This window comes from Rhizobium mongolense subsp. loessense (assembly GCF_900099775.1).
GTDB classification, from domain to species: Bacteria; Pseudomonadota; Alphaproteobacteria; order Rhizobiales; family Rhizobiaceae; genus Rhizobium; species Rhizobium loessense.
In genome coordinates this window covers 329,127-356,123 of sequence record NZ_FMTM01000006.1, presented here as the reverse complement: position 1 = coordinate 356,123, position 26,997 = coordinate 329,127, and the positions used below count along the sequence as shown (strand labels likewise).

At 60.1% G+C, this 26,997-nt stretch carries 25 protein-coding genes; 5 read left to right on the top strand and 20 right to left on the bottom strand.

Annotated elements, in window-relative coordinates; all coding sequences use genetic code 11:
- Positions 1-222: 222 nt before the first annotated feature.
- Positions 223-819 carry a TetR/AcrR family transcriptional regulator gene (locus BLP23_RS21035; RefSeq protein ID WP_092586747.1) on the bottom strand — a complete coding sequence of 199 codons (597 nt, stop codon included), beginning with the start codon at positions 817-819 and terminating at the stop codon, positions 223-225.
- Positions 820-922: 103 nt separating this feature from the next.
- On the opposite strand from BLP23_RS21035, the gene BLP23_RS21030 reads away from it, so the two are divergent.
- On the top strand, positions 923-1,966 hold the full coding sequence (locus BLP23_RS21030) for a saccharopine dehydrogenase family protein (RefSeq protein WP_092586746.1): 1,044 nt from the start codon (positions 923-925) through the stop codon (positions 1,964-1,966).
- A gap of 149 nt (positions 1,967-2,115) precedes the next feature.
- Here BLP23_RS21030 and soxR read toward each other — a convergent pair whose 3' ends face one another.
- Entirely contained in the window at positions 2,116-2,577 is a 462-nt protein-coding gene (soxR, locus tag BLP23_RS21025) for a redox-sensitive transcriptional activator SoxR (RefSeq protein ID WP_092586745.1), read from the bottom strand.
- A gap of 66 nt (positions 2,578-2,643) precedes the next feature.
- Between soxR and BLP23_RS21020 the strand changes: the two genes are divergently transcribed.
- Complete coding sequence (locus tag BLP23_RS21020) at positions 2,644-3,219, top strand: NADPH-dependent FMN reductase (protein ID WP_092586744.1); 576 nt, start codon at positions 2,644-2,646, stop codon at positions 3,217-3,219.
- A 220-nt stretch (positions 3,220-3,439) separates the two neighbouring features.
- Positions 3,440-4,624, top strand: coding sequence for an acyltransferase family protein (locus BLP23_RS21015; RefSeq protein WP_092586743.1), 1,185 nt, complete (start codon positions 3,440-3,442; stop codon positions 4,622-4,624).
- Positions 4,625-4,693: 69 nt separating this feature from the next.
- Here the strand turns inward: BLP23_RS21015 and BLP23_RS21010 are convergent, their stop codons facing one another.
- The 9 genes from BLP23_RS21010 to BLP23_RS20965 all read right to left on the bottom strand — a co-directional run bounded on the left by BLP23_RS21010 (position 4,694) and on the right by BLP23_RS20965 (position 14,242).
- On the bottom strand, positions 4,694-5,101 hold the full coding sequence (locus BLP23_RS21010; protein ID WP_092586742.1) for a F0F1 ATP synthase subunit epsilon: 408 nt from the start codon (positions 5,099-5,101) through the stop codon (positions 4,694-4,696).
- A complete protein-coding gene (locus BLP23_RS21005) occupies positions 5,101-5,340 on the bottom strand; it encodes a hypothetical protein (RefSeq protein ID WP_039846341.1) in 240 nt (79 codons plus the stop codon). Before BLP23_RS21005 ends, BLP23_RS21010 begins: the two co-directional genes overlap by 1 nt.
- Complete coding sequence (gene atpD / locus BLP23_RS21000; RefSeq protein ID WP_092586782.1) at positions 5,340-6,812, bottom strand: F0F1 ATP synthase subunit beta; 1,473 nt, start codon at positions 6,810-6,812, stop codon at positions 5,340-5,342. The genes BLP23_RS21005 and atpD overlap by 1 nt, the downstream gene beginning before the upstream one ends.
- Positions 6,813-6,835: 23 nt before the next feature.
- Positions 6,836-7,720 carry a F0F1 ATP synthase subunit gamma gene (locus BLP23_RS20995; protein WP_092586741.1) on the bottom strand — a complete coding sequence of 295 codons (885 nt, stop codon included), beginning with the start codon at positions 7,718-7,720 and terminating at the stop codon, positions 6,836-6,838.
- Between the two features lie 26 nt (positions 7,721-7,746).
- Positions 7,747-9,276: a F0F1 ATP synthase subunit alpha gene (atpA, locus tag BLP23_RS20990; protein WP_092586740.1), complete on the bottom strand. Its 1,530-nt coding sequence runs from the start codon at positions 9,274-9,276 to the stop codon at positions 7,747-7,749.
- Positions 9,276-9,842, bottom strand: a complete 567-nt coding sequence (locus BLP23_RS20985; protein WP_092586739.1) for a F0F1 ATP synthase subunit delta — start codon at positions 9,840-9,842, stop codon at positions 9,276-9,278. Before BLP23_RS20985 ends, atpA begins: the two co-directional genes overlap by 1 nt.
- 254 nt (positions 9,843-10,096) lie before the next feature.
- Positions 10,097-10,486 (bottom strand): AGROH133_08824 family phage infection protein, encoded by a 390-nt coding sequence (locus BLP23_RS20980; RefSeq protein ID WP_092586738.1) that lies wholly within the window; start codon positions 10,484-10,486, stop codon positions 10,097-10,099.
- An 82-nt stretch (positions 10,487-10,568) separates the two neighbouring features.
- A complete protein-coding gene (locus BLP23_RS20975) occupies positions 10,569-12,785 on the bottom strand; it encodes a primosomal protein N' (protein WP_092586737.1) in 2,217 nt (738 codons plus the stop codon).
- A gap of 509 nt (positions 12,786-13,294) precedes the next feature.
- On the bottom strand, positions 13,295-14,242 hold the full coding sequence (locus BLP23_RS20965; RefSeq protein WP_092586735.1) for a GNAT family N-acetyltransferase: 948 nt from the start codon (positions 14,240-14,242) through the stop codon (positions 13,295-13,297).
- Between the two features lie 141 nt (positions 14,243-14,383).
- Between BLP23_RS20965 and BLP23_RS20960 the strand changes: the two genes are divergently transcribed.
- Together BLP23_RS20960 and BLP23_RS20955 are read left to right on the top strand one after the other, a co-directional pair.
- Positions 14,384-15,319: a tyrosine recombinase XerC gene (locus tag BLP23_RS20960; protein ID WP_092586734.1), complete on the top strand. Its 936-nt coding sequence runs from the start codon at positions 14,384-14,386 to the stop codon at positions 15,317-15,319.
- A gap of 86 nt (positions 15,320-15,405) precedes the next feature.
- Entirely contained in the window at positions 15,406-16,482 is a 1,077-nt protein-coding gene (locus BLP23_RS20955) for a TraB/GumN family protein (RefSeq protein ID WP_092586733.1), read from the top strand.
- Positions 16,483-16,662: 180 nt separating this feature from the next.
- Here BLP23_RS20955 and lpdA read toward each other — a convergent pair whose 3' ends face one another.
- From lpdA to sucC, 9 genes are all read right to left on the bottom strand, one after another.
- Positions 16,663-18,069, bottom strand: coding sequence for a dihydrolipoyl dehydrogenase (lpdA, locus tag BLP23_RS20950; protein ID WP_092586732.1), 1,407 nt, complete (start codon positions 18,067-18,069; stop codon positions 16,663-16,665).
- Between the two features lie 26 nt (positions 18,070-18,095).
- Positions 18,096-18,734, bottom strand: coding sequence for a LysE family translocator (locus BLP23_RS20945; protein ID WP_092586731.1), 639 nt, complete (start codon positions 18,732-18,734; stop codon positions 18,096-18,098).
- Between the two features lie 17 nt (positions 18,735-18,751).
- Entirely contained in the window at positions 18,752-19,504 is a 753-nt protein-coding gene (locus BLP23_RS20940; protein ID WP_092586730.1) for an SDR family oxidoreductase, read from the bottom strand.
- Positions 19,501-19,959: a hypothetical protein gene (locus BLP23_RS20935; RefSeq protein ID WP_092586781.1), complete on the bottom strand. Its 459-nt coding sequence runs from the start codon at positions 19,957-19,959 to the stop codon at positions 19,501-19,503. The genes BLP23_RS20940 and BLP23_RS20935 overlap by 4 nt, the downstream gene beginning before the upstream one ends.
- 152 nt (positions 19,960-20,111) lie before the next feature.
- Positions 20,112-21,371: a 2-oxoglutarate dehydrogenase complex dihydrolipoyllysine-residue succinyltransferase gene (odhB, locus tag BLP23_RS20930; RefSeq protein ID WP_092586729.1), complete on the bottom strand. Its 1,260-nt coding sequence runs from the start codon at positions 21,369-21,371 to the stop codon at positions 20,112-20,114.
- 29 nt (positions 21,372-21,400) lie between these two features.
- Positions 21,401-21,718, bottom strand: a complete 318-nt coding sequence (locus BLP23_RS20925) for a YciI family protein (protein ID WP_092586728.1) — start codon at positions 21,716-21,718, stop codon at positions 21,401-21,403.
- Positions 21,719-21,730: 12 nt separating this feature from the next.
- On the bottom strand, positions 21,731-24,715 hold the full coding sequence (locus BLP23_RS20920; RefSeq protein WP_092586780.1) for a 2-oxoglutarate dehydrogenase E1 component: 2,985 nt from the start codon (positions 24,713-24,715) through the stop codon (positions 21,731-21,733).
- Between the two features lie 168 nt (positions 24,716-24,883).
- Positions 24,884-25,789 (bottom strand): succinate--CoA ligase subunit alpha, encoded by a 906-nt coding sequence (gene sucD, locus BLP23_RS20915; RefSeq protein ID WP_022717413.1) that lies wholly within the window; start codon positions 25,787-25,789, stop codon positions 24,884-24,886.
- A 3-nt stretch (positions 25,790-25,792) separates the two neighbouring features.
- Complete coding sequence (sucC, locus tag BLP23_RS20910) at positions 25,793-26,989, bottom strand: ADP-forming succinate--CoA ligase subunit beta (protein ID WP_092586727.1); 1,197 nt, start codon at positions 26,987-26,989, stop codon at positions 25,793-25,795.
- Positions 26,990-26,997 lie beyond the last annotated feature (8 nt).

Genomic DNA, 26,997 nt, shown 5'->3' with positions numbered 1-26,997 from the left:
CGCTATATTGTTCGTTTGATAGCCAGAGCAATCGTGTGCAGCCAGATCTTCGACCTTTCGTGATTGACGGCGGGATCAGCGAGCGATCGAGGATCCGTTGATGTTATTTTCCCGATCGCCGGCAAGGACAAGCTGGCGGCGACGATGGCCGTGTGAACCGGATCAGCTATGAGCTTGCGTCCTCACCCAGTAGTCTGTGCTTCCAGTGGACGTGCAGTGTAGTCAGCTACGGCTGGCGGCGACTAGGGCATGCGCTGCATCACGGAGCAATCCAGTTGCCTCGCCGGGGTCAAACAGCTGCATGCTGACAAAGGCGCCGTTGATCAGAACTGCCAGTTGGCCGGCGAGCCGATCGGGTGCGGCAACCGCCAGCCCCTCGGCGATGGTCTTCAGACGCCGCCGCATCTCGCGCATGTGGGCTTCGGCAACCTTGCGGGCGGGGTGATCCGCTTCGGGGAACTCGGCCGCGGTATTGATCTGCGGGCAGCCCCGGTAATTTTCCCGCCCGACCCGTTCGCCAATCCACTCAAAATGGGCGACAAGCTCGGCCCAGGCATCGTCCGGATGCCGTTCCCTCACTCGATCCCAGGTGCTCCAAAAGTCCAGGTCCTCACGCTTGAGGAAGGCCGCGATGAGGTCGTCCTTCGTACCAAAATGGCGATAGAGGCTGGTTTTGGCCACACCGGACTTTTCGACCACAAGGTCGACGCCGACGGCGCGCACGCCGCGCCGGTAGAAGAGTTCCGACGCTGTCTCGAGAATCCTGTCCCGCACCTCATTGCCGCCTGAGGCAGGGGAGTTCGTTGTGCTTTTCGTCATTCGTGCACCTCCAATTCCGCGACCATACCAGCAACCGGATTGACACGCTACAGACCTGTATGTTTTATACGATACAGACAGGTCTGTAGCGTAGGAGAGTGCAATGACCATCAATAAAACTGACATCACGAAGACGACCCAATCCGTCGCGGTCTTGGGAGCGAACGGCCATACCGGTCGTTTTGTTGTGACCGAGCTGTTGCGGCGCGGTCTGAAACCGATCGCCATCGGACGGAATGCCGAGAGGCTGGCGGCTGCGGGCTTTCCGGAGCGCGGCATCCAATGCCGCGAAGCAGTTGTCGAGGATGATGAGGCGTTGGACAGGGCGCTCGCCGGCGCGGCAGCGGTTATCAACTGCGCAGGCCCGTTCATGGATACGGCCGACGCGGTGGCGCGTGCCGCCTTGCGGGCGGGGATTCATTATCTCGACGTGACGGCAGAGCAGCCGAGCGTACAAGCCACTTTCGAGCGCCACGCGGTCGCAGCCCGGAAAGCAGGCGTGGCCATCATCCCGGCCATGGGTTTCTATGGCGGCCTGGCCGACCTACTCGTGGGGGCCGTCATGGACGAGTGGGAGCACGCCGACACCATCGAAATTCGAGTTGCGCTCGACAGCTGGCTCCCGACGAGAGGCACACGTGTGACCGGCAAAAAAAATACCGCGCGGCGCCTGGCCGTTAGCGGCGGGCAGCTGGAGCCGGTGCATCAACCGCCTGCCGAAAGGGTGTCGATCCTACCGGCCCCGTTCGGCCGGCAGACGTTTGTCGAACTTCCCTTTTCGGAGGTGCCGCTGATAGCCCGTCACGTCCGGACGAAGGAGCTGCACACCTTTCTCAGCACAATCGCCCTGCGGGATGTTCGTGATCCATCGACGCCTCCGCCGCAGGCGGTCGATGAAACGGGCCGTTCGGCGCAGCGCTTCGCGGTAGAAGTGATCGTCACGCAGGGTGACATGCGCCGCCGGATCGTCGCGCAGGGGCAGGACATCTACGCCGTCTCGGCGCCGATTATCTGCGAAGCGGTCCAGCGTATCCTGTCGGGGGAAATCCGCGATGTCGGCGCAAAGCCGCCGGGAGCCATTTTCGATGCCGCCAGCTTCCTGCAGGCGCTCGGCCCGGATCTGTCGGTCGATATATCGGAAACTTAGTTCGCAGACCTCAGATTTTCAGAAAGTCCTCACGAATGGGCCGTCGCCGCTCAAGACATCCTGTGGCGAAGGACTAAGAACGGGCTATATCTGCAAAGGGATGAGGCGGCTTCCCTGGACAGCTACATGCGGGCGATTGCAGCGGCCGCCTAAGTCTCCTCCAGCAGGCGCGCACCGGTTCCCTCTTTCCCAAGCTTGTCGCAGGGATTTCGCAACGGGCAGCTTTCGATCGACAGGCAACCGCAGCCGATGCAACCGGTCAAACGATCGCGAAGCAACGTCAGTCGCTTGATCCGCGAATCCAGGTCGTCCTTCCACATCTGCGAGAGCTTCTGCCAGTCAGCCGCAGTTGGCGTGCGCCCCTGGGGCAACGTATCGAAGGCCGCCTGAATTTCGCCCAGCGGTATGCCGACCCTCTGCGCCACCTTGATGATGCCGAGACGGCGCAGGACATCGCGCCCGTAACGACGCTGGTTCCCGCGCGACCGCATGCTCGAAATCAGGCCTTTGGCCTCGTAGAAATGCAGTGCCGAGACGGCCAGTCCGCTACGCTCGGCCACTTCGCCTACAGTCAGAAGCCTGCTGAAATTGGTTGAAGAACTTGTTTCCATATTGACCTCAATATTGGTTGAGGTTTTATAAGCCAAGCTCCTTGCAGCGTAAAGAAGGGGCAATATATGCAAACCGCCATCAAAATCGGCGTTATCTACGGAAGCATACGTGAGGGCCGGATATGCGACCGGGTGGTGAAATGGCTGACCCGGCAGCTCACGCTCTACCCGCTGATCGACCTTGATATCATCGATCCGCTCGATTTCGATCTTCCCGCCCGGCATGATAGCGATCATCCGGAAATTGAGCGCCTCGCCTCTCGACTGAGTGCGGCAGATGGCTTCATCATCGTCACGCCGGAATATAATCACAGCTTCACAGCGGCACTCAAATTCGTGCTCGATTCGTTCAACGAACCCTGGCACGGCAAACCTGTAGCCTTCGTATCTTATGGGGGCATCTCGGGCGGTTTGCGTGCTGTCGAACAATTGCGGCTTGTCTTCGCCGAGCTCCATGCCGTCACCATACGTGACACAGTCAGCATTGCGGCACCCTGGGACCGTTTCGATGAAGACGGCAACCTCGAGCGGCCTGAAGACGCACTCAAGCTTCTCGCCCGGATGATGGCAAGGCTGCAATGGTGGGCGCATGCGTTGTCCGCCGCGCGTGCCGAGCGACCTTATCGAAACATCGCCGCCTAAACTACGTCTGTTTCCGTTCCCGGCAGGTACGGAAACGCCGGCGAGCACCCGGGCTGGCCAATGTCCGGGTGTTCGCTTGCGCATATGTCTGCATTCGCTCCCGATGGCCGGCGAAGATGGATCGCGCGCTCGTCCACGTGCCGGCGGTCCCAAAGCAGCGCCCTTGTCCTACGCGCCATCTTGTCCTAGGCCAGGGGGGAAGCTGACAGGCGAGGCACGAATGGAGAGAGATCGGAGGCTGGCAGGTGCCGATGCCATGCGTGCTGCCGCGTGCCTGCTCGTGCTCATTCATCATCTTGTCCTGCGCATCGACATCAATCAGGTGGATCCCGCCGTGCAATCGGCCTTGGTCATTGCCCGCTTCGGCAATTTCGGCGTGGCGATCTTCTTTGTTCTAAGCGGCTATCTGCTTGCGCGGCCCTTCTGGCGAGCTCTCGATGAGCGCCGCCCATTGCCGGGTATGAAAACTTACGCCATACATCGTGCGGCGCGCATCCTGCCTGGCTACTGGGTGGCGCTGACCGCCGGCTTCGTTTTGAGCATCACGCTGCTCGGAGATCCACCAACAGCCGAGCTCGGCATGCGTTATGCCGCAGGCTTCCTTTTGATGAGCCAGTGGCATTGGCGGACTTTGTTTCCGGTCGAAGGCAACGGGCCGCTTTGGTCGATTCCATTCGAAGCGACCTGTTATGTTTTGCTGCCGGCGTGGATGCTCGCTCTTCATCACTTCAGCCGCCCGCTGCCGCGCTTGTCTACGCGTCTTCTTTGGCTTGGCGCCATAGCGACCACACTTGTCTTGCACTGGTTAATCATCAACGCCTTGCAGCCGGACCACGTGCAGCGAGGCTGGCAGTTCGGCATGGCGGGGGGTGCGAAGGAATGGATGCCGCGTTACAATCCGATCGGCTTCTTTGCGATTTTCGCGCTCGGTATTCTTGCTTCGGGTGTCGAGACAGTCCTGCCGAAGCGAAGGGTAGCTCTCTTCGATGTCCTCGCCTGTCTCGCCATAGCCGGTGGCGCCGCTGCTCTCGTTTCGTCCGCAGGCGGTCCTTGGGAGGCCTATGGCTGGCTCGGAATTCCCTATGGATTTCCGCTCTTTCCGATCGCTATTGCGGTGGCGCTTGTCTCGCTGGCGCGCTCGCAATGGCTTGGGAACTGTCTCGATAGTCAAGCGGTCCGATTCACCGCGAAAATCTCGTTCGGCATCTATATCTGGCAGGATCCGGTCATTTCAGCCGTGAATGCGCTTTTTCCTTCCGCCTTCGGTCCGATCAGCGACAATCTTCTCTACGGCTGGCTGCTCTGGTCGCTCTTCGCAGCTGCCCTTGTATTCGTCATTGGAAGCCTCAGCTATTTTTTCGTCGAACGGCCGGTCTTACTGAGAGCCCATGCCGTTCCGCGTTGAGCCGGCCGCTGTCGCAAGAAAAAAGCGGCCCGCTGAGGCCGCTTTAGGTCATTTTCTCTGCAATCCCGATCAGTCCTGCCGGACGATGCCGTGCAGATGCGTCAGTTCCATGATGAAATGTTCGAGCCTGGACTTGTGCTCGTGATGCAGGGCATCCTCAAGCTCCTTCTTCGCAGCCTCGATACGAAGGGTCAACTCATCCTTGCTCAGGTCCTCGACCGCGACAGCGGATTCTGCAAGCAGCGTGCAGCCGGTCGGCAGGATGTCGGCGAAGCCGCCGAAAACAACGTAGTCCTGCTTGGAGCCGCCGCTGGAGCGGACGCTGACGATGCCGGGCTTGATGGTCGTCATCGTCGGGGCGTGGTGCGCCATGACGGTCATCTCGCCCTCGGTTGCCGGAATGACAACTTCCGTCACCATCTCCGACAGGAGCAGGCGCTCCGGAGATACGAGTTCAAAATTGAAATTGTCAGCCATCAGTGACTTACCTTCTCGGCTATGGCCTTTGCATCTTGCAGTTTCGTCCCGCAGAACGGGCAGTGCATTATCGCCTGATCGAGATATCCGAGACCTTCCTCGGTCTGGACTAAGCCCACTACCATCATCAGCACGCCGTTATCTGCTCTGTAAACGGTCGGCGCTGCCGGGGCGGGAAGTCCTGCCACGACTTCCTTCAGGGAGTCGCAGCAGAATATCTCGTCACGAGCTTCGTTCATCAAGCAGCTGCGGAGAGCTTCTTGGCCTTCTCGATGGCTTCATCCATCGATCCGACCATGTAGAAGGCAGCTTCCGGCATGTGGTCGTATTCACCGTTGACGAGACCCTTGAAGCCCTTGATCGTGTCTTCGAGCGCAACCAGCTTGCCCGGCGAACCGGTGAAGACTTCGGCAACGAAGAACGGCTGCGACAGAAAGCGCTCGATCTTGCGGGCACGGGCGACGGCGAGCTTGTCCTCTTCGGACAGTTCGTCCATGCCGAGGATGGCGATGATGTCCTGCAGGGCCTTGTAGCGCTGCAGCGTCGACTGAACCTTGCGAGCAACTTCGTAGTGCTCTTCGCCGACGACCATCGGGTCGAGCATGCGCGAGGTGGAGTCGAGCGGGTCGACGGCCGGGTAGATACCCTTTTCTGCAATCGAGCGCGATAGAACGGTCGTCGCGTCAAGATGCGCAAACGAGGTTGCCGGAGCAGGGTCTGTCAAGTCGTCGGCCGGAACGTAGATAGCCTGAACCGAGGTGATCGAGCCGGTCGTCGTCGTCGTGATGCGTTCCTGCATCTGGCCCATGTCGGTTGCGAGCGTCGGCTGATAACCAACGGCCGAAGGAATACGTCCAAGCAGCGCCGACACTTCCGAACCTGCCTGCGTGAAGCGGAAGATGTTGTCGACGAAGAACAGAACGTCCTGGCCCTGGTCGCGGAAGTTTTCGGCAACCGTCAGCCCGGTCAGAGCGACGCGAGCGCGAGCGCCCGGCGGTTCGTTCATCTGGCCGTAGACGAGGGCTGCCTTCGAGCCTTCACCGCCGCCATGCTTGTTGACACCCGATTCGATCATTTCGTGATAGAGGTCGTTGCCTTCGCGGGTACGCTCACCAACGCCTGCAAACACCGAGTAACCACCGTGCGCCTTGGCAACGTTGTTGATCAGTTCCATGATGAGAACCGTCTTGCCGACGCCTGCACCGCCGAAGAGGCCGATCTTACCGCCCTTGGCGTAAGGAGCCAGAAGATCGACGACCTTGATGCCGGTGACGAGGATCTGTGCTTCCGTCGACTGGTCGACGTAAGACGGTGCGTCCTGGTGGATCGCACGCTTGGAAGCGGTAACCAGCGGACCGGCTTCATCAACCGGCTCACCGATGACGTTCATGATGCGGCCGAGCGTTTCCGGGCCGACTGGAACCGAAATCGGAGCGCCGGTGTCCACGACTTCCTGGCCGCGGACCAGGCCTTCGGACGAGTCCATGGCGATCGTGCGGACTTCGTTTTCACCGAGATGCTGCGCGACTTCCAGAACCAGGCGGTTGCCCATGTTGGTGGTTTCGAGCGCGTTCAAAATCGCCGGCAGTTCGCCTTCGAAAGCAACGTCGACGACGGCGCCGATAACCTGTGTGACCCTGCCGACAGAGCCTGTGGCGGTCTTCTTAGCAGCGGTCTTCGCTGCCGCCTTCGGGGTAGCTGCCCTAGCCATTTTCATACCCTCTTTCTCTAACCTCAGAGCGCTTCCGCGCCCGAAATGATTTCAATGAGTTCCTTGGTGATCTGAGCCTGACGCTGCCGGTTGTAGCTGAGCGTCAGCTTGTTGATCATCTCACCAGCGTTGCGCGTCGCACTGTCCATCGCGCTCATCTTTGCGCCCATTTCGCCGGCGACGTTCTCGAGGAGCGCGCGGAAAATCTGGACCGAAATATTGCGCGGGATCAGCTCGTTCAGGATCGATGCCGGATCCGGCTCGTATTCATAGACGGCACCTGCATGCACAACGTCTTCAGCAACAGCTTCGGGAGCCGAAGCCGGGATGAGTTGCTGAGCCGTCGGCACCTGCGAGATGACCGACTTGAACTCCGAGTAGAACAGCGTGCAAACGTCGAATTCGCCCGCTTCGAACATGTCGATAACGCGCTTGCCGATCTGGTCGGCATTCTCGAAGCCGATGCGCTTCACGTCGCGAAGCTCCTTGCGCTCGACGATGAGCGAGGAAAATTCGCGACGAAGAACGTCATAGCCCTTCTTGCCGACGGTGAAGATCTTGACGGTCTTGCCTTCGGAAATGAGCCTGCGGGCATGGTCGCGGGCAAAGCGCGCGATCTGTGAATTGAAGCCGCCGCAGAGGCCACGCTCGGCGGTGCAGACAACAAGCAGGTGAACCTCAGCCTTGCCCGTACCCGTCATGAGCACTGGTGCGCTATCGGCCTCCGTCATCGCCTTGGTGATGTTCGAAAGAACAGCCGCCATGCGCTCCGAATAGGGCCGGGCGGCCTCGGCCGCCTCCTGCGCACGCCGAAGCTTCGCCGCGGCGACCATTTTCATCGCCTTGGTGATCTTCTGCGTCGCCTTGACGGAGGCGATCCGGTTCTTCAGATCCTTAAGTGAAGGCATCCGTTTTCCGTCCTAATTAGGTGCGATCAGGCGAAAGACTTCGCGAAGGTATCGAGAGCAGCCACAAGCTTGCCCTTGGTATCGTCGCTGATTGCCTTTTCCGTGCGGATCGTGTCGAGGATGGCCGTGCCTTCCGAGCGCAGGTACGAGAGCAATGCCTGCTCGAACTTGCCGATCTGAGCGACAGCGATCTTGTCCAGGTAGCCGTTGACACCTGCGAAGATGACCGCGACCTGCTCTTCCACCTTCAGCGGCGAGAATTGCGGCTGCTTCAGGAGTTCGGTCAAGCGGGCACCGCGGTTCAGCAGGCGCTGCGTCGCAGCGTCAAGGTCCGAACCGAACTGGGCGAAGGCGGCCATTTCGCGATACTGCGCAAGCTCACCCTTGATCGAGCCCGCGACCTGCTTCATCGCCTTGATCTGTGCGGACGAGCCGACGCGCGAAACCGACAGACCGACGTTAACAGCCGGACGGATGCCCTGATAGAACAGATCGGTTTCGAGGAAGATCTGGCCGTCGGTGATCGAGATCACGTTGGTCGGAATGAAAGCCGAAACGTCGTTACCCTGCGTTTCGATGACCGGCAGAGCGGTCAGCGAACCGGCGCCCATTGCGTCGCTCATCTTTGCAGCGCGCTCGAGGAGACGCGAATGCAGGTAGAAGACGTCGCCCGGATAAGCTTCGCGGCCCGGCGGGCGGCGCAGCAGCAGCGACATCTGACGGTAGGAAACAGCCTGCTTGGACAGGTCGTCGTAACCGATCAGCGCATGCTGGCCGTTGTCGCGGAAATATTCGCCCATGGCGCAGCCGGCAAACGGAGCCAGGTACTGCATCGGAGCCGGATCGGAAGCCGTCGCAGCAACGATGATCGAGTATTTCAGGGCGCCGCGTTCTTCCAGAACCTTGACGAACTGCGCAACCGTGGAGCGCTTCTGGCCGATGGCGACGTAGACGCAGAAAAGCTTTTCAGCTTCCGGGCCAGAATCGTGAATCGCCTTCTGGTTCAGGATCGTGTCGAGAAGGATCGCGGTCTTGCCGGTCTGGCGGTCGCCAATGACAAGCTCGCGCTGGCCGCGGCCGACGGGGATGAGAGCATCGATAGCCTTGAGGCCGGTCGACATCGGCTCATGAACCGACTTGCGCGGGATGATGCCGGGAGCCTTGACGTCGACACGCGCACGGCGCGTTGCGTTGATCGGGCCCTTGCCGTCGATCGGATTGCCGAGAGCGTCAACGACGCGGCCGAGCAGTTCCGGGCCAACCGGAACATCAACGATGGCGCCGGTCCGCTTGACGGTGTCGCCTTCCTTGATGTCGCGGTCGGAGCCGAAGATAACGACACCGACGTTATCGGACTCGAGGTTCAGCGCCATGCCGCGGATGCCGCCGGGGAACTCGACCATTTCACCCGCCTGAACGTTGTCCAGACCGTAAACGCGAGCAATACCGTCACCGACAGAAAGCACCTGGCCGACTTCCGAGACTTCCGCCTCTTTGCCGAAATTTTTAATTTGATCTTTGAGAATTGCGGAAATTTCCGCGGCGCGGATATCCATCAGCCAACCTCTTTCAATGCAAGCTTGAGGGTAGAAAGTTTGGTACGAAGCGACGTATCAATCTGACGGGACCCGACCTTCACGATCAGACCACCAAGAATTGACGGATCAACCGTGACGGCAATCGTCACGTCTTTGCCGGTGACGCCCTTGAGCGCCGCCTTCAATTCGGTTTCCTGCGCTGCGGTCAGCGCATGGGCCGAGGTGACCTCGGCAGAAATTTCGCCACGCTGGCGAGCAGCAATGATGCGGAAGGCCTTGATCATGCCCGGAAGGGCAAAGAGGCGGCGGTTACGCGCCACAACCTTCAGGAAATTAGCAAAGAATCCGCTCATGCCGGCCTTCTCGCTGATTGCAGCGACCGCCTTGAGCTGATCGTCTGCGGAGAATACCGGGCTTGCGACGAAGCGCTTCAGGTCGTCGCTCTCGTCCAGCATCGCCTGGAAACGATCGAGATCTGCGGTGACGCTCTCGACGGCGCCTTCTTCAAGAGCCAGTTCGAACAGCGAGGATGCATATCGTTCTGCAACACCAGAAGCAAGCTGGGACGTGTCTGCCACGGGCACAAATTTCCCTGATTTCAACCCAAGAATCCGGCCTTTGGCGGGCGCCTGACCTATGCTCTTGAATTCGTTTTGATTTCCCCCAGAAATCGCAAGAGAAGCCTCTTGCTTCTTCCGAAATTCGGGGTCCGTCTAACATAGGATGTCGGGACTCGCAACACGCGTAATGCCCGAATATGCCTTTCGAATGCTTTTCTATCGGCAAAATCGTGAAATGGCGCAAAGCCCCGCGAGTGAGCGGCTCGCGGCGCTGTAATCTAGGTTGCGAAGAAGCCCAAAGAATAGGCGAGCGGGAGTGCCGCTAGAACGGCCTGCACAACCAGAAGTAAATAGTTGAGAATCGTGCTTCCCTTATCGGAAAGAAGCGAGACGATCCGGGCGAAAGCCGCCATCGCAAATGCCGCCCCGAGCGCCATGTAGATGAAATCCTGCGCCAGCATGATCGCCGCCAGTCCAAATCCGAGATAGAAACCGCCGACGGAGCGTTGCTCGGCGAAACCATCCCGTCGCTCTCCACGCGGCTGAAGGCCGAAGAGCTGCATCGCATATCCGGGCGCGAACATGATGACGAGACCCGCAAGAGCCGTGAACACCGCCGAGCAGAATGCGAGCTGCTCGCCAAAGGCCTCGGGAAAATAAAACTCCATGGATCAACCCCAAATCACGCTGCGAATGCCTGCCCCTTATGGCATGATTGCGCCGGGTGGAAAACGGCTGTCAATCGCCGATCTACAGGAAGCTTTGCGGGTCGATATCGAGCTGGACGTGCACCGAGCCACGCTCTTTCGGCGCCTGCGCAAGCATACTGCGCAGAAATGCCTGCATGTCGGAACTCCGCCGCCCGTGTACGAGGAGCCGGAAACGGTAGCGGCCGCGCACCAGCGCCAGCGGTGCTTCGGCGGGGCCGAGAATGGAAATGCCGGAAACCTGCGGCGCCGCGCTCCGCATGCCGCGGGCATGGTTTTCTGCGTCATGGCGCGTTTCGGCCGAGACGATAATCGACGCAAGGCGTCCGAAAGGCGGCAAGCTTGCCCTCTCGCGCTCGGTGATTTCCCGCTCGTAAAACGCACTCGCGTCGCCTGAAACGATCGCCTGCATGACGGGATGCTGCGGCTGGTACGTCTGCAGCAGGCCATGGCTCTTCAGACCCGTTCGCCCCGCGCGGCCCGTCACCTGTGAAAGAAGCTGGAATGTTCTTTCCGCCGCGCGCGGATCGCCGTTGGCGAGCCCGAGATCTGCATCGACGATGCCGACCAGCGTCATCAACGGAAAGTTATGCCCCTTGGCAACGAGCTGCGTGCCGATGACGATATCCGCTTCGCCCTTGGCGATGGCCTCGAGTTCCAGCCGCAGGCGTTTGACGCCGCCCATAATATCCGAGGACAACACGATCGTCCGCGCGTCGGGGAAATGACGCTCAACTTCTTCCGCGATGCGCTCGACCCCCGGCCCACAGGCAACGAGGTGATCGAGCGTTCCGCATTCCGGACAAGCCTCCGGCGTCCGCTCCGTATGGCCGCATTGATGGCACTGCAGCTGGCTGCGGAAACGGTGCTCGACGAGCCAACTCGAACATTGCGGGCACTGGAAGCGGTGGCCGCAGACACGGCAGAGCGTCAGCGGTGCGTAGCCGCGGCGATTGAGGAAGAGCAGCGCCTGCTCGCCCTTTTCGACCGTCTTTCCGATCGCCCGGATCAAGACTGGCGAGAGAAAACCTTCCCTTTTCGGCGCGTGCCGCCGCATATCGACGAGATGCAGATCGGGCAGCGCCGCGTCGCCGAAGCGTGTCGGCAGATGGATGGTGCTGTAGCGTCCGTTCTGACCGTTCACCTGGCTTTCGACGGAAGGCGTCGCCGACACGAGAACAACCGGGAAATTGCCGATGCGCCCGCGGACGACTGCCATGTCGCGGGCATTGTAATAGACGCGGTCTTCCTGCTTGTAGGCAGGATCGTGCTCCTCATCGATGACGATCAGCCCCAGGTCTTCGAACGGCAGAAACAATGCCGAGCGGGCGCCGGCAACCACGCGAACCTCGCCGGTCACCGCCTGGCGCCAGACCTTCTCGCGCATGCGCGGCGCGAGATCGGAATGCCATTCGGCCGGCTTTGCGCCGAAGCGGTCCTGGAAGCGCTCTAGGAAACTTGCGGTGAGCGCGATTTCCGGCAGCAGGATCAGCACCTGCTTGCCGCGGCGAAGCGTCTCGGCGATCGCCTCGAAATAGACCTCGGTCTTGCCGGATCCCGTCACGCCATCGATCAGCGAAACGGCAAACTCACCTTTTCTGACTTCGCTCAAAATTTCTTCGGCGGCATCTTTCTGCGGCCCTTGCAGCCGCGAAGACGCAAAGTCCGGATCGGGTTTTGCCACGACAGGAGGCGGAGGCAGGAAAATTGTCTCGAAAAGCCCCTGGCTGATGAGGCCATCGACAACGCTCGTGGAAACACCAGCGGCATGTGCAAGTCCGGTCCGTGTCCACGAGATACCGTCCGATGCCGTATCGAGCACTCGGGCACGCGCCGGGGTCATCCGCTCCGGCTCGCCGCCGACGAAGCGCAATCCTTCCACCATCGGCTCCGGTTCGAAGGCATTCGGTGCACGAAGCGCCATGCGGGCAACAAGACCGGGCGGCGATAGCGTGTATGCAGCCACCCAGTCGATGAACTCCCGCATTTCGTTGGAAAGCGGCGGGCAATCGAAGACATGCGTGATCGGTCTGAGCTTCTTCGGATCGACGCCATCTTCACCGCCGTCCCAGACAACGCCGATCACCTGCCTGGGGCCGAGCGGCACCTGCACGACCGAGCCCGGCTCGACCGCCATGCCATCCGGCACGGAATAGGAATAGGGTTTCGGCGCAGGCATGGGCACGAGAACCGGAACCGTGCGGGTTCCGGTTGGTGCCTCGAATAACGCGCCAAAGAGATCGGACGAATCTGTGCTCATCGGGCGTGAACATGCCCGCTCTAGAGCAAAAAGAAAACCTGCGAGAACATCGCATACTTGTCCTCATCGATGACGCCGGTCAACCGCGTCCCCTCGATCCACCATGTAAGCGGTCCTGCCGCATGCCGCATCACGCCTGGACAGCGGCGCCAAGAAACTCCCCGGCACAATCCGCTTGGCACCACCTGCGCCGAAGCAATCGGCACGGTCGAGATCCACGGTATCTTCCCGTATGCACCAATGATGCCAAAAGCCGCCAGATTGCTTCCGTCCCCGTCCGGCATGGTTGCCGTGACCGCCAGACATGGAGTGCGTAGCGGCGACGATCATCGGCCTCAATCCATGAAAGTAGCGCCATCCATCGATAGCACGCCGAAGCGTGCCTTTTCCGACGCCGTTTTTCGCCGACGAAAAGATTGATCCGAAAGATCCATGCGGATAGATCGCAGCGACCTTTCGTTCTGGGCGAACATCGGGCGGAGCGGCATGCTTCGCTTTAACCTATCCGCTCAACGAAATGAATGGGCCGCCACTATCTCCGGTGCGCGCGGCTGCATAAGTGGCAGGAACCGTGCATCGCTGTCGGCGCGCAGATCATGTAGTGTGTGTTTTTCAAGCGCCTTGGTCACTTCGTTTATGTCGCCGTCCAGATGCCCCACCGGTACGAGATTGCCGATGATGAAATCAAAACGATCGCCGCGCTTGTTGAGAAGTTCGTGAAACACCGTCATGTCGCGCAGTTCGGTCGACCACTTTGCAAACCAGTAGAAAAGCCCGGAGTTGCGCGCGGTCATGTGCACTGGCAAGATCGGCAGATTGTATTTGCGGGCAAGGCCGACGGCAGAGTTTTTCCACGGCCTTTCATTCAACCGGCCGTTCGCCCAATAGGCGATACGGCCCGAGGGAAACAATACAGTTGCCTTTCCTTCCTTCACGGCGTGGTTCGTAAGCTGCAGCGTCTCACGGGTCTTGAGTTTCGTCTTGTATTCGTCCCGCCATTCCACGGGGATGACCATTTCCGCAAAACGCGGATTGACACGCACCGCGTCCCGGTTGGCAAAGAACATCATGTCCGGGCGGCGGTTCTTCAGGAGGTCGAAAACTGCAACACCATCAGCAATGCCGGTCGGATGATTGCTGACGAGAATGAAGCCGCCGGTAGCAGGGATCCGCTCGGCATTTCTAACCGCGATATCCAGCGTCAGCAGGTTGCTCATATATTCGAAGCACTGGAAGCCCGGCATGTTCGCTACGTCGTTGGCGAACTGAAGCGCCTTGTTGTAGCGCAAAAGCGCATAGAGAAAGGGCCGCATCACCGGCCAAAGCGGGTGGCGGACGATGCGCTGGCCGCGCTCTTCGATCAGGGTATCAACGATGTGTCCGGGGTTGCCGTGGGAAACCAGAGCGATCGCTTCCGCGAGCTGTCCGAAAGCCGTCGTGGATTGGCGCCGTGCCATGCAAAGTCCTGTTTCGTTCGGAACAGCTATCGCAACCTATTATGATGGAAGCATGACAAGAGCTTGGCCGATATTAGCAATTCCCTAACGGTCCCTCCTTCAAACTTGGCGAAGGCAAGAACAAAATCAAGGCCCGCGCCAGTGAACGAACTCCTGATTATCGCCGACCCGCGCCTGATGGCGGAGCGCAGCGCCTGGCTTGAAAATCTCGAGCGCGAGCGGCGCCTTTCTGAACACACGCTCGACGCCTACGAGCGCGACAGCCGCCAGTTCCTCATCTTTCTGACCGGCCATATCGGCGGCCCGGCGACGTTGAAGGACATTGAATCTCTTCGCCCGGCCGATTTCCGCAGCTTCCTGGCCGCCCGCCGGAAAGAAGGTTCCGGGGCGCGATCGCTTGGCCGCAATCTGGCCGGTCTTCGGTCGCTGCTGCGATATCTGGAAAAAAAAGGTTTGGTGAACGCCGCCGGAGCAGGAGCCGTTCGATCACCGAAACAGCCGAAATCGCTGCCGAAACCACTCTCCGACAAGCAGGCGATCAATGTCGCCAGCGACGAGGCACAGCTTCACGAGGAACCATGGATCGCTGCGCGCGATGCGGCCGTTTTCACACTCCTCTATGGCTGCGGTCTGCGCATTGCCGAGGCACTTGACCTGACTGTGGACAGCTTGCATGCAGGCGCCACGACACTGCGCATCACCGGCAAGGGCAACAAGACGCGCCTTGTTCCGCTGCTGCCGGTTGTTCTTGAAGCGGTTGAGAAATACCGCTCTCTCTGCCCGTACCATCTGGAAAAAGGAGAACCGCTCTTCCGCGGCGCTCGCGGCGGCAAGCTCCAGGCTGCAATCATCCAGCGCACAATGCAGCGGATGCGCAGCGCCTTCGGATTGCCTGAAACGGCAACACCGCATGCGCTGCGGCATTCTTTTGCAACCCATCTGCTGGCAGGCGGCGGCGATCTGAGGACGATCCAGGAACTGCTCGGTCACGCAAGCCTGTCGACGACCCAGGTCTATACCGGTGTCGATTCATCGCGTTTGCTGGAAGTTTACGACCGTGCCCATCCGAGGGCGTAATCTTTTGTTAACGTATTCTCTTAAGGCAATATGCGCATGCAAGGCGTAGAGCATGAGCTCTCATACATTGTGACCGGAACATCATCATGACGATCACCATCGGCCAGCGTAGTCTGCGCGTTGCGACACCTGGCAATATGTTGCTCTGGCTGATTGCAGCCTTCCACATGCTGCTTGCCGCCGCCCTTCTCGCCGTGCTCCTTGCGGTGTCTTCGGCGCAGGCTGCCGACGATACTTGCACCGGCAAGAACCTGATGACCGAGCTGCAGCAGAACGATCCTGCCCGCTATGCAGAAGTCGTCAAGGAAGCGGATGCGACGCCGAACGGCAAAGGCATTTTCTGGAAGATCGAAAAGCCCGGCCTGAGGACCTCGTGGCTGCTTGGCAGCATGCATGTTACTGATCCGCGCGTGCTGAACCTGCCGCTCTACGCCCAGGCCGCTCGTGATGGCGCCGATACGATCGTCATCGAATCCGATGAGATCCTGAGTGAGAAGAAGGCGGCCGCCGCTCTCCTCGCCCGGCCGGATCTCACCATGTTCACCGATGGGACGACGATCGAAAAACTCCTGTCGCGCGAGGATTACGCCCGTCTCGGTGCTGGCCTCAAGCGACGCGGCATTCCGCTCTCCGCCGTTTCACGCATGCGACCCTGGATGATTGCGAGCGCCGTCGCGCTCCCTGCCTGCGAGATTTCCCGCAAGGCGAAGGGTGTTCCCTTTCTCGATCAGAAGATCGCAGCCGACGCAGCCGCCGAAGGCAAGCAGGTGCGCGGGCTCGAAACGCTTGCCGAACAACTGCAGGCAATGGCCGAACTTCCGGTAGAATTTCATCTGAAGTCACTGATCGAAACCCTGGAGCTCGGCTCCAAGATGAACGACGTCGTGGAAACGATGACCGACCTCTATGTCTCCGGCGACATCGGCATGACCATACCGATGCTGAAAACAGTTTCGCCGGACGGCAAGGACGAGGAAAGCGATTACGCCAGCTTCGAGCAGCGCATCATCCTCGACCGCAATAAAATAATGGCCGAGCGCGCAGCTCCGATTCTCGCCAGCGGCAACGTCTTCATGGCCGTCGGGGCCCTGCATCTGCCAGGCGACGGCGGAGTCATCGAACTTCTGCGCAAACAGGGCTTCACCGTCACGCAAGTGAATTAAAGTACGCGTAAAACGCGGGAATATTCTTCATTTCCAGCTCTATCCTGCTGCCCGTGCTTGCGGGACCGAAGCAATCACTTAATCGCGGTTCAGACCAGGAAGGCGGAGGCTTCTGTCGAAGGCCCATTAAAAAAGCCGCGGTCCTTGCGAACCGCGGCGAAGAGCTTCTGTCTTCGGGGTTTACATATGGATCGGCTTGAAGAAGGTAGCGAGTGCTGCTTCCTTCACTGCCTCCGACATTGTCGGATGAGCATGGCAGGTGCGGCCGAGATCCTCGGCAGAACCGCCGAATTCCATGAGAACGGCAATCTCGTGGATCATCTCGCCGGCACCGAAGCCGACGATATGACCACCGAGAACGCGGTCCGTTGCCTTGTCCGACAGGACCTTTACAAAGCCGTCTGTCGCGAGCATCGCGCGAGCGCGGCCATTTGCCGTGAACGGGAACTTGCCAGCCTTATAGGCGATGCCTGCAGCCTTCAGCTCTTCCTCTGTCTTGCCGACGGAGGCGACTTCCGGCTGTGTGTAGACGACGCTCGGGATGACGTCGTAATTCACATGACCGGCCTGGCCGGCAAGTATTTCGGCAAGCGCCACGCCTTCGTCTTCCGCTTTGTGCGCCAGCATCGGACCCTTCACGACATCGCCGATTGCATAAATGCCGGCGACATTGGTCTTGAAGTGGCCGTCGATCTCGACGCGGCCGCGATTGTCGAGTTTGACACCCACCTCTTCAAGGCCGAGGCCAGCCGTAAAGGGCAAGCGGCCAGTGGCGATGAGAACGACTTCCGCCTCAAGCGTCACCTTGTCGCCGCCCTTGACCGGTTCGAAGGTCACCTTGGCACCCGTGCCGCCCTTCTCGACGCCGACGACCTTGGCGCCGAGGTTGAATTCGATGCCCTGCTTGGCGAGCATGCGCTGGAACTGCTTGGCTACATCGCCATCCATGCCGCCGAGGATCGTGTCGAGATATTCGACAACGGTCACCTTCGCACCGAGGCGCGACCAGACAGAGCCCAGTTCCAGACCGATGACGCCACCACCGACGACGATCATCGTTTCGGGCACTTTCTCCAGCGCAATACCGCCGGTCGAGGAGATGATCACCTTTTCATCGAACTCGACTTGAACGCCCGGGATGCCGGCAACATCGGAGCCTGTGGCTATCACGATGTTCTTACCTTCGATCTCCTGGACCTTGCCGTCGTCGGCGGTCACGGAAACTTTCCCGGCGGAAACGATCTTGCCGGTACCTTGGAAGGCATCGATCTTGTTCTTCTTGAAGAGGAAGGCGACGCCGTCGACATTCGACTTCACCGTCGCATCCTTGTGCGCCAGCATCTTTTCGAGATTGAGCTTCGGAGCCGTTATTTCGATGCCGAGCGCATCCATGCCGTGACCGGCATGATGGAACATTTCGGAAGCATGCAGCAACGCCTTGGAGGGAATGCATCCGACATTAAGGCAGGTGCCGCCGAAGGTCGCGCGCTTTTCGACGACCGCAACCTTGAGGCCGAGCTGGGCCGCCTTGATCGCGGCGACATAGCCGCCGGGGCCGGTTCCGATAATGATCACATCATAGGACATTGTTTCTTTTCCTTTGCTTTAATCGTTTAGTCGGCCGCGCGGGTGAGTGCGAGGCGGAAGCCGAAGCCGACCAATGCGGCGCCGGTGATGCGGTTGAACCATTTGCCGCTGGCAATGAAGCGGTCGCGGATGGGCTTGACGGTGAAGAAGATTGAGACGCCGGCAAACCAGGCAACGAGTGCAGATGCCATGCCGATGCCGTAGCTGAACTGGATCAGCGCCGGCGTGTCGTGATGCACCAGCGTCGAGAACAGCGACAGGAAGAAGAGCACTGGCTTTGGGTTAAGCGCATTGGTGATGAAGCCCATGCCGAGGCACTTGACCGCCGAAACAGCCTTGCGATCGGCTTCCGTGACTTCGATTTCCCTGACATTGAATCCGGGCTCGCGGAAGGATTTGATACCGAGATAGACCAGATAGGCGACACCTGCCCATTTGATCATCGCAAACAGCGTCAGCGACTTCGACACGACCAGACCGAGGCCGAAGATCGTGTAGCTGATGTGGAAGAGCAGCGAGAGGCCCATACCGAGGCCGGTCATCATCGCGGCGCGGCGGCCATGCACGATGCTCTGGCGAAGGATCACTGCAAAATCGGCGCCCGGAACGACGATGAAGATCGAAAAGACGGCCATCAGGCCCAGGAATTCGAGAAGATATTGCATCGTTTCCCCTTTGCGACCTACCGCCCACCGCTGACGTTGAGGATTGCACCCGTGACATAGGAGGCCGCAGGAGAAAGAAGATAGAGGACGGCATCGGCCACCTCCTCCGCCGTTCCCGGCCGCTGCATCGGAATACTCGGCGCCATGTCGCGCGCACGGTCTGGCAGTCCGCCGGAGGCGTGAATATCGGTGTCGATAATTCCCGGGCGGATCGCATTCACCCGGATGCCATCCGCGGCGACTTCGCGGGCGAGCCCGATCGTGAAGGTATCGATCGCCGCCTTCGAAGCGGCGTAATCCACATATTGCGACGGTGATCCGATGATCGCCGCCATCGACGAGATGTTGACGATCGCTCCGCCCTTGCCACCATGCTTGCTCGACATGCGGCGAATGGCCTCCGCCGCGCAGAGAATGGAGCCGGTGACGTTGACGCGCATTATCCGCTCGATGCGCTCGACGCTCATTTCGTCGACACGCTGAGCCGCATCGATGATACCGGCATTATTCACCAGCCCGTCAAGCCGCCCGAAATGGTGATCAACGGTTTCGAACATCGAGGTGATATCAGCGGCGTTGCCGACATCGCCTTTGACCGCAATAGCCTCGCCGCCGTGCGCCGTGATCGCTTCAATGACGGCATCCGCGGCTGCCCTGTTGGAGACATAATTCACAGCAACCCGCCAGCCTTGTTTGGCAGCAAGTCTCGAGACGGCAGCACCGATGCCGCGGCTTGCGCCGGTCACGAGCAGAACAGGCGCATCACTCATTTCGCGCATTCCTTGAAGGTCAGGACATCCCAGGGCGCGACCGTCGCCTTGCCTTGGCCCCAAATCGAGGACTCGCGGATCGCCGGACCGAGACCAGGCAGCACGATCCTGTCGGCAGCGCCCGCCGCCTCCGCCTGAAGATTATCCACTTCGCCCGCGGCACCGACGCTGTAGACCGGCCCTTGCCATATCGTGCAGGCATCGAGATCCGCACCCGTCACATCGCCATCCGGGCAGTTGAACATGACGATGCCGATTGCGCGATCAGGCTCCTCCGACGGCATCACATAGCCGTCCAGAACGATCGAGGTCTTCAAGACATTGATCTTGAACTGATTGCTTGCCGCAGCGGCTTCGGAACCGAGTGGCGAAAAACGGAGTTCATAAGCGCCGTCGCGATCGGCATAGACGGCATCCGACTGCTTGCACTCGGCCGAAAGCGCAGCTCCCGTCATCGCACACAGGAAAAGTGGCGCCGCCAAGGCAGCCGCCGCCCACTTCAGCCTAACGATGAGAAGCGAACTGCCGTCCGCTGCCGGAACTCCACGCGCCATAAGGCACTCCTTGCCGCGAAAAACAGGGCCGCTCGCGCGGCCCCGTCATTCTCTTAGAGATCAAGAACCAGACGCTCCGGATCTTCCAGGCTTTCCTTGACGCGGACGAGGAAGGTCACGGCTTCCTTACCGTCGACGATGCGGTGATCGTAGGAGAGTGCCAGATACATCATCGGACGGATGACGATCTGGCCGCCGACAACGACGGGACGTTCCTGGATCTTGTGCATGCCGAGAATGCCCGACTGCGGCGCATTGAGGATCGGCGAGGACATCAGCGAGCCATAGACGCCGCCATTGGTGATCGTGAAGGTGCCGCCCTGCATGTCGGCCATCGAGAGCGTGCCGTCGCGCGCTGCCTTGGCAAGACGGCCAAGGTCTTTCTCGATCTCGGCAATCGACATCTGGTCGGCATCGCGGATGATCGGAACGACCAGGCCCTTGTCTGTGCCGACCGCCATGCCGATGTGGCAGTAGTTCTTGTAGATGATGTCGGTGCCATCGATCTCGGCGTTGACGGCCGGCAGTTCCTTCAGGGCGTGCGTCACAGCCTTGGTGAAGAAGCCCATGAAGCCGAGCTTCACGCCATGCTTCTTTTCGAAGACATCTTTGTACTTGGCGCGCAGGTCCATGACTGCCTTCATGTCCACCTCGTTGTACGTGGTGAGCATGGCTGCGGTGTTCTGCGCATCCTTGAGGCGCTTGGCAATCGTCTGGCGCAGGCGCGTCATCTTCACGCGCTCCTCGCGGCCGGCGTCCTCGACCGTTGATGGTCCACGGACAGCAGCGGGAGCGGCAGGCGCAGCAGCCGGGGCGGAAAGGCCCTTGGCGACGGCAGCGATCACATCACCCTTCAGCACCTGGCCGCGCTTGCCACTGCCTTCGACCTGATCGGCCGAGAGATTGTTCTCAACGAGCATCTTGGCGGCAGCCGGCGCCGCCGGCATGGCGGAAGCCGGGGCCGGGGCGGAAGCAACCGGTGCCGCAGCGGCAGCCGCCGGAGCAGCAGTTGCCTGGGCGGGAGCAGCGATGGCCGGCTCGGCAGCCTTTGCGGGAGCGGCAGCCGGGGCTGCAGCGCCTGCGGCGATCTGGCCGAGCAGAGCGCCGAGGCCCACGGTTTCGCCGGCCTGGGCAACGATTTCAGACAGCGTGCCGGAGGTCGGTGCCGGTACTTCGATGGTCACCTTGTCGGTTTCAAGCTCGAGAATCGGCTCATCGGCCTTGATGGCGTCGCCAACCTTCTTGAACCAGGTGCCGACGGTTGCCTCGCTGACGGATTCACCGAGAGTTGGAACGCGGATTTCTGTGGCCATTGTTCAAATCCTGATTTGCTTGTTTTCGTTTATTCGTTTCCGGCAGCAGACGGCCGGAGAATGATCGAGGGCATTGGCAAAATTTCGAAGTGGAAACCGAAACTGGAGCGGACGATCGGATCTGCATCGGCAAGCGCCTTTGCGGCCTCCCGATCCTCGACTGAGACGACCGCCATACCCCAGGCGCCTTCGCCCTCGAAGACGGGGCCGACAGCAATTGCCGATCCCTCTTGTGCGTTGTGGCGCCAGTATTCGGCATGCCGTTCCATCGCAGCCATTTCCTCCCCGGTCGCGTCGTTCGGAAAGCGGGAACGAGGCGGCACAAGTCTCAAGAAGAAATATGCCATCGCCCTAACTCCTCAGCCGCCCAGCGCATCCTCAAGGAATGCAGCGAGTTGCGACAGATGCTTGGACATCAGGCCCGTTGCCGGCGAAGCGGCAGCCGGACGTCCGGTGTAGCGGACGCGCTGATACTTCGCATCGATATGGGCAAGAACCCATTCGAGATACGGATCGATGAACGACCATGCGCCCATGTTTTTCGGCTCTTCCTGGCACCAGACCATTTCCGCATTGCGGAAGCGGGAGAGCTCGTTGATGAGCGCCTTGGCCGGGAACGGGTAGAGCTGCTCGACGCGCAGCAGATAGACATCGTCGATACCGCGCTTTTCGCGCTCCTCCAGAAGATCATAATAAACCTTGCCGGAGCACATGACGACGCGGCGGATCTTGTTGTCTTTCTGCAGCTTGATCGGTCCGTCCTTGATGACCTCTGCATCATCCCAGAGAAGGCGGTGGAAAGAGGATTCGCCGGCCATCTCTGCGAGGCTCGAAACCGCCCGCTTGTGGCGCAGCAACGACTTCGGGGTCATCAGGATCAGCGGCTTGCGGAAGTCGCGCTTCAACTGACGGCGCAGGATATGGAAGTAGTTCGCCGGGGTCGTGACGTTGGCGACCTGCATGTTGTCTTCCGCGCAAAGCTGCAGGAAGCGTTCCAGGCGGGCCGAAGAGTGTTCAGGACCCTGACCTTCGTAACCATGCGGCAGCAGGCAGACGAGACCCGACATGCGCAGCCACTTGCGTTCGCCCGACGAAACGAACTGGTCGAAGACGACCTGCGCACCGTTTGCGAAGTCTCCGAACTGCGCTTCCCAGAGCGTGAGCGCGTTCGGGCGCGCCAGCGAATAGCCGTATTCGAAGCCGAGAACGGCCTCTTCGGAGAGCATCGAGTTGATGACCTCGTAGCGGGCCTGCGTCGGCGACAGGTTGGCGAGCGGGATATAACGCGCTTCGGTCTCCTGATCGTAAAGGACCGAATGGCGCTGCGAGAAAGTGCCGCGTTCGCAATCCTGACCCGAAAGGCGGATCTTATGGCCTTCGAGGCAGAGTGCGCCAAAAGCGAGCGCCTCGCCCATTGCCCAGTCGATGCCTTCGCCCGTCTGGATCATGTTGGCCCGGTTTTCCATGAAGCGCTGGATCGTGCGGTGCGCGTTGAAGCCCGCCGGAACCACCGAGAGCTTGCGGCCGATCTCCTTCAATTGTTTCATCGGCACGGCCGTCTTGCCACGGCGCTGCTCGTCGGCGTTGTCGGCCGTGCGCAGACCAGACCATTCGCCGTCCAGCCAGTCGGCCTTGTTCGGCTTGTAGGACTGCCCGGCCTCGAACTCCTGTTCGAGATGAGCGCGCCAGTCGGCCTTCATCTTCTCGACTTCGCCTTCGGTCAGCAGGCCCTGCGCAACAAGACGCTCGGCGTAAAGCTGGAACACCGTCTTGTGGCCACGGATAACCTTGTACATCTTCGGCTGGGTGAAGGACGGTTCGTCGCCTTCGTTGTGGCCGTAGCGCCGGTAGCAGAACATGTCGATCACGACCGGCTTGTGGAACTTCATGCGGAACTCGGTCGCGATTTTCGCAGCGTAGACCACAGCTTCCGGATCGTCGCCATTGACGTGGAAGATCGGCGCCTCGATCATCTTCGCAACGTCGGAGGGATAGGGCGACGAACGGGAGAAGGCCGGGTTCGTCGTAAAACCGATCTGGTTGTTGATGATGACATGCATCGTGCCCGCGACACGGTGGCCGCGAAGACCCGAAAGGCCCAGAATTTCCGCGATGACGCCTTGGCCCGCGAAAGCCGCATCGCCGTGGATCAGCAGCGGCAAAATCTTGGCGCGCTCGGAGAGCGGAATGACATCGCCTTCCCAGACGGTAGCACTCATGTCCTGCTTGGCGCGCGCCTTGCCCATGACGACGGGATCGACAATTTCAAGGTGCGAAGGGTTTGCCGTCAGCGAAACGTGAACCTTGTTGCCGTCGAATTCGCGGTCGGAAGATGCACCGAGATGGTACTTCACGTCGCCTGAACCTTCGACCTCGTCGGGCGCATAGGAACCACCCTTGAATTCATGGAAGATGGCGCGATGCGGCTTTCCCATGACTTGGCTAAGCACGTTCAAGCGGCCGCGATGCGCCATGCCGAACACGGCTTCCTTCAGGCCGAGATGGCCGCCTCGCTTGAGGATCTGCTCAAGAGCGGGGATCAGTGATTCACCGCCATCGAGGCCGAAGCGCTTGGTGCCTTTGAACTTGACGTCGAGGAACTGCTCATAACCTTCCGCTTCGACGAGCTTGGCAAGGATCGCCTTCTTGCCTTCCGGAGTGAACGCAACGCCCTTGTCCGGCCCCTCGATGCGTTCCTGAACCCAGGCCTTCTCTTCCGGATTGGACATGTGCATGAACTCGACGCCGAGGGTCGAGCAATAGGTTCGTTCGAGGATCTCGATCATCTGCGGGATGGTCGCGTATTCGAGACCGAGCACGTTGTCGATGAAGATCTTGCGATCGTAGTCGGCCGGGCTGAAGCCGTAGGCTTCCGGCGACAGTTCCTTGTAGTCTTCGACTGGTGCTGCGATGCCAAGCGGATCGAGCTTGGCATGCAGATGGCCGCGCATGCGATAGGCGCGGATCATCATGATGGCACGCACGGAATCGCGCGTCGCCTGGAGGATGTCAGCGCCGTCGGTCGGCTTGCCGGCAGCTTCGGCCTTTGCCTTCACCTTGGTTTCGATGACCTTCTCGACCGTGCCCCAATCACCGTCGAGCGCAGATACGAGATCGCCGCCGGCCTGAATCGGCCAATTTTTCTTGCGCCAAGAAGCGCCCTTGGCCGCCTTCTTCACATCGTTCGGATCGTCTTCCAGCGCCTTGAAGAAAGTCCGCCACTGATCGTCGACCGATGACGGATCTTCTTCGTAGCGCGCATAGAGCTGCTCGATATAGGCAGCATTGGCGCCATCCAGAAACGAGGTGATCTGAAACTGCTCGTTGGCTTCTTGCCGTGCCATGGTTTTACGCGGACGCTTTCCGTCCGCCTCCTGACTTTTGATGAATTTGCCGGCTCTACCCGGCTGCCGCATTCGAATTTGCCGCCTGTCCGCGGCACACCTGCTGTCGAAAACCTGGGGCCGGGCGGAAGCGCAGGTGCTTTCTTCCGCCCGGTTATATAAGTTGGCTTAGCCCTTGAGGACTTCAACCAGCGTCTTGCCGAGACGAGCCGGAGACGGCGACACCGTAATACCGGCCGCTTCCATAGCCGCGATCTTGTCTTCTGCACCGCCCTTGCCGCCAGAAATCACGGCGCCGGCATGACCCATGGTGCGGCCGGGAGGTGCCGTACGCCCGGCGATGAAGCCGACCATCGGCTTCTTGCGTCCACGCTTGGCTTCGTCCTTGAGGAACTGAGCCGCGTCTTCTTCAGCCGATCCGCCGATTTCGCCGATCATGATGATCGACTTGGTTTCGTCGTCGGCAAGGAACATCTCGAGTACGTCGATGAACTCGGTGCCCTTGACGGGGTCGCCGCCGATGCCGACTGCCGTCGTTTGGCCGAGACCTTCATTCGAGGTCTGGAAGACGGCTTCATAGGTCAGCGTGCCGGAGCGCGAGAGAACGCCGACCGAACCCTTTTTGAAGATGGAGCCCGGCATGATGCCGATCTTGCATTCCTCAGGCGTCAGGACACCCGGGCAGTTCGGACCGATCAGGCGCGACTTCGACTTGTCGAGCTTGGACTTGACCTTGATCATGTCCTCGACCGGAATCCCTTCCGTGATGCAGATGATGAGCGAAATTTCCGCCTCGATTGCCTCGATGATTGCCTCGGCGGCGCCGGCCGGCGGCACATAGATCACCGATGCGTCGGCACCGGTTCTTTCCTTGCCCTCGGCGACGGAGGCGAAGATCGGCAGATGTGCTTCGCTTTCGAGCGACCCCCAGGTTTCGCCACCCTTCTTCGGATGGATGCCGCCGACCATCTTGGTGCCGTAATAGGCAAGCGCCTGCTCGGTGTGGAAAGTGCCGGTCTTGCCGGTCAGCCCCTGGACCAGGACCTTGGTGTCTTTGTTGACGAGAATGGACATGCCTTAGTTCCCTTTCACAGCAGCGACGATCTTCTTCGCCGCGTCGTCAAGATCGTCGGCAGGGATCACGTTCAGCCCGCTCTCTCGTATGATTTTCTTGCCGAGTTCCACATTGGTGCCTTCGAGACGGACGACGAGCGGCACCTGGAGGCCCACTTCCTTCACCGCCGCGATCACGCCTTCGGCGATGACGTCGCAGCGCATGATGCCGCCGAAGATATTGACCAGGATGCCCTTCACGGCCGGATCGGCGGTGATGATCTTGAACGCCGCGGTGACCTTTTCCTTCGAAGCACCGCCGCCGACATCGAGGAAGTTCGCAGGCTCGGCGCCGTAGAGCTTGATGATGTCCATGGTCGCCATGGCAAGGCCCGCACCATTGACCATGCAGCCGATATTGCCGTCGAGGGCAACGTAGGCAAGGTCGTATTTGGAGGCTTCGATTTCCTTCTCGTCTTCTTCCGTTTTGTCGCGCAGAGCGACGATGTCTTCGTGACGGAAGAGCGCATTGCCGTCGAAGGATACCTTGGCGTCGAGGACGCGCAGGCGACCGTTCTTCATGACGATCAGCGGATTGACTTCGAGCAGGCTCATGTCCTTTTCGACGAAAGCCTTGTAGAGGATCGGGAACAGCGTGTCGCCATCCTTGCGAGCTTCGCCTTCGAGATTCAGCGCATCTGCAAGCTTCTTGCTGTCTGCGGCCGTCACGCCCTTTGCGGGGTCGATAGCGACGGTGATGATCTTTTCGGGCGTGTCGTGGGCGACGGTCTCAATGTCCATGCCGCCTTCCGTCGAAACGACGAAGGCAACCTGACCGACGGAGCGATCGACGAGAATTGAGAGATAGAGTTCGCGGTCGATATCGGCGCCGTCTTCGATGTAGAGGCGGTTGACCTGCTTGCCGGCCGGGCCGGTCTGCTTGGTGACCAGCGTATTGCCGAGCATTTCCTTGGCATTGGCGACGACTTCGTCGATCGACTTCGCAAGGCGAACGCCACCTTTGGCTTCCGGCGAGAGTTCCTTGAATTTACCCTTGCCGCGGCCGCCAGCGTGGATCTGGCTTTTCACGACGTAGAGCGGACCCGGCAATTCTCTTGCCGCAGCCTCGGCTTCGTCGGCCTTGAAGATAGCCACACCTTCAGCGACCGGTGCGCCATAGCTCTTCAGCAGAGCCTTGGCCTGATATTCATGAATGTTCATGGGTTTAT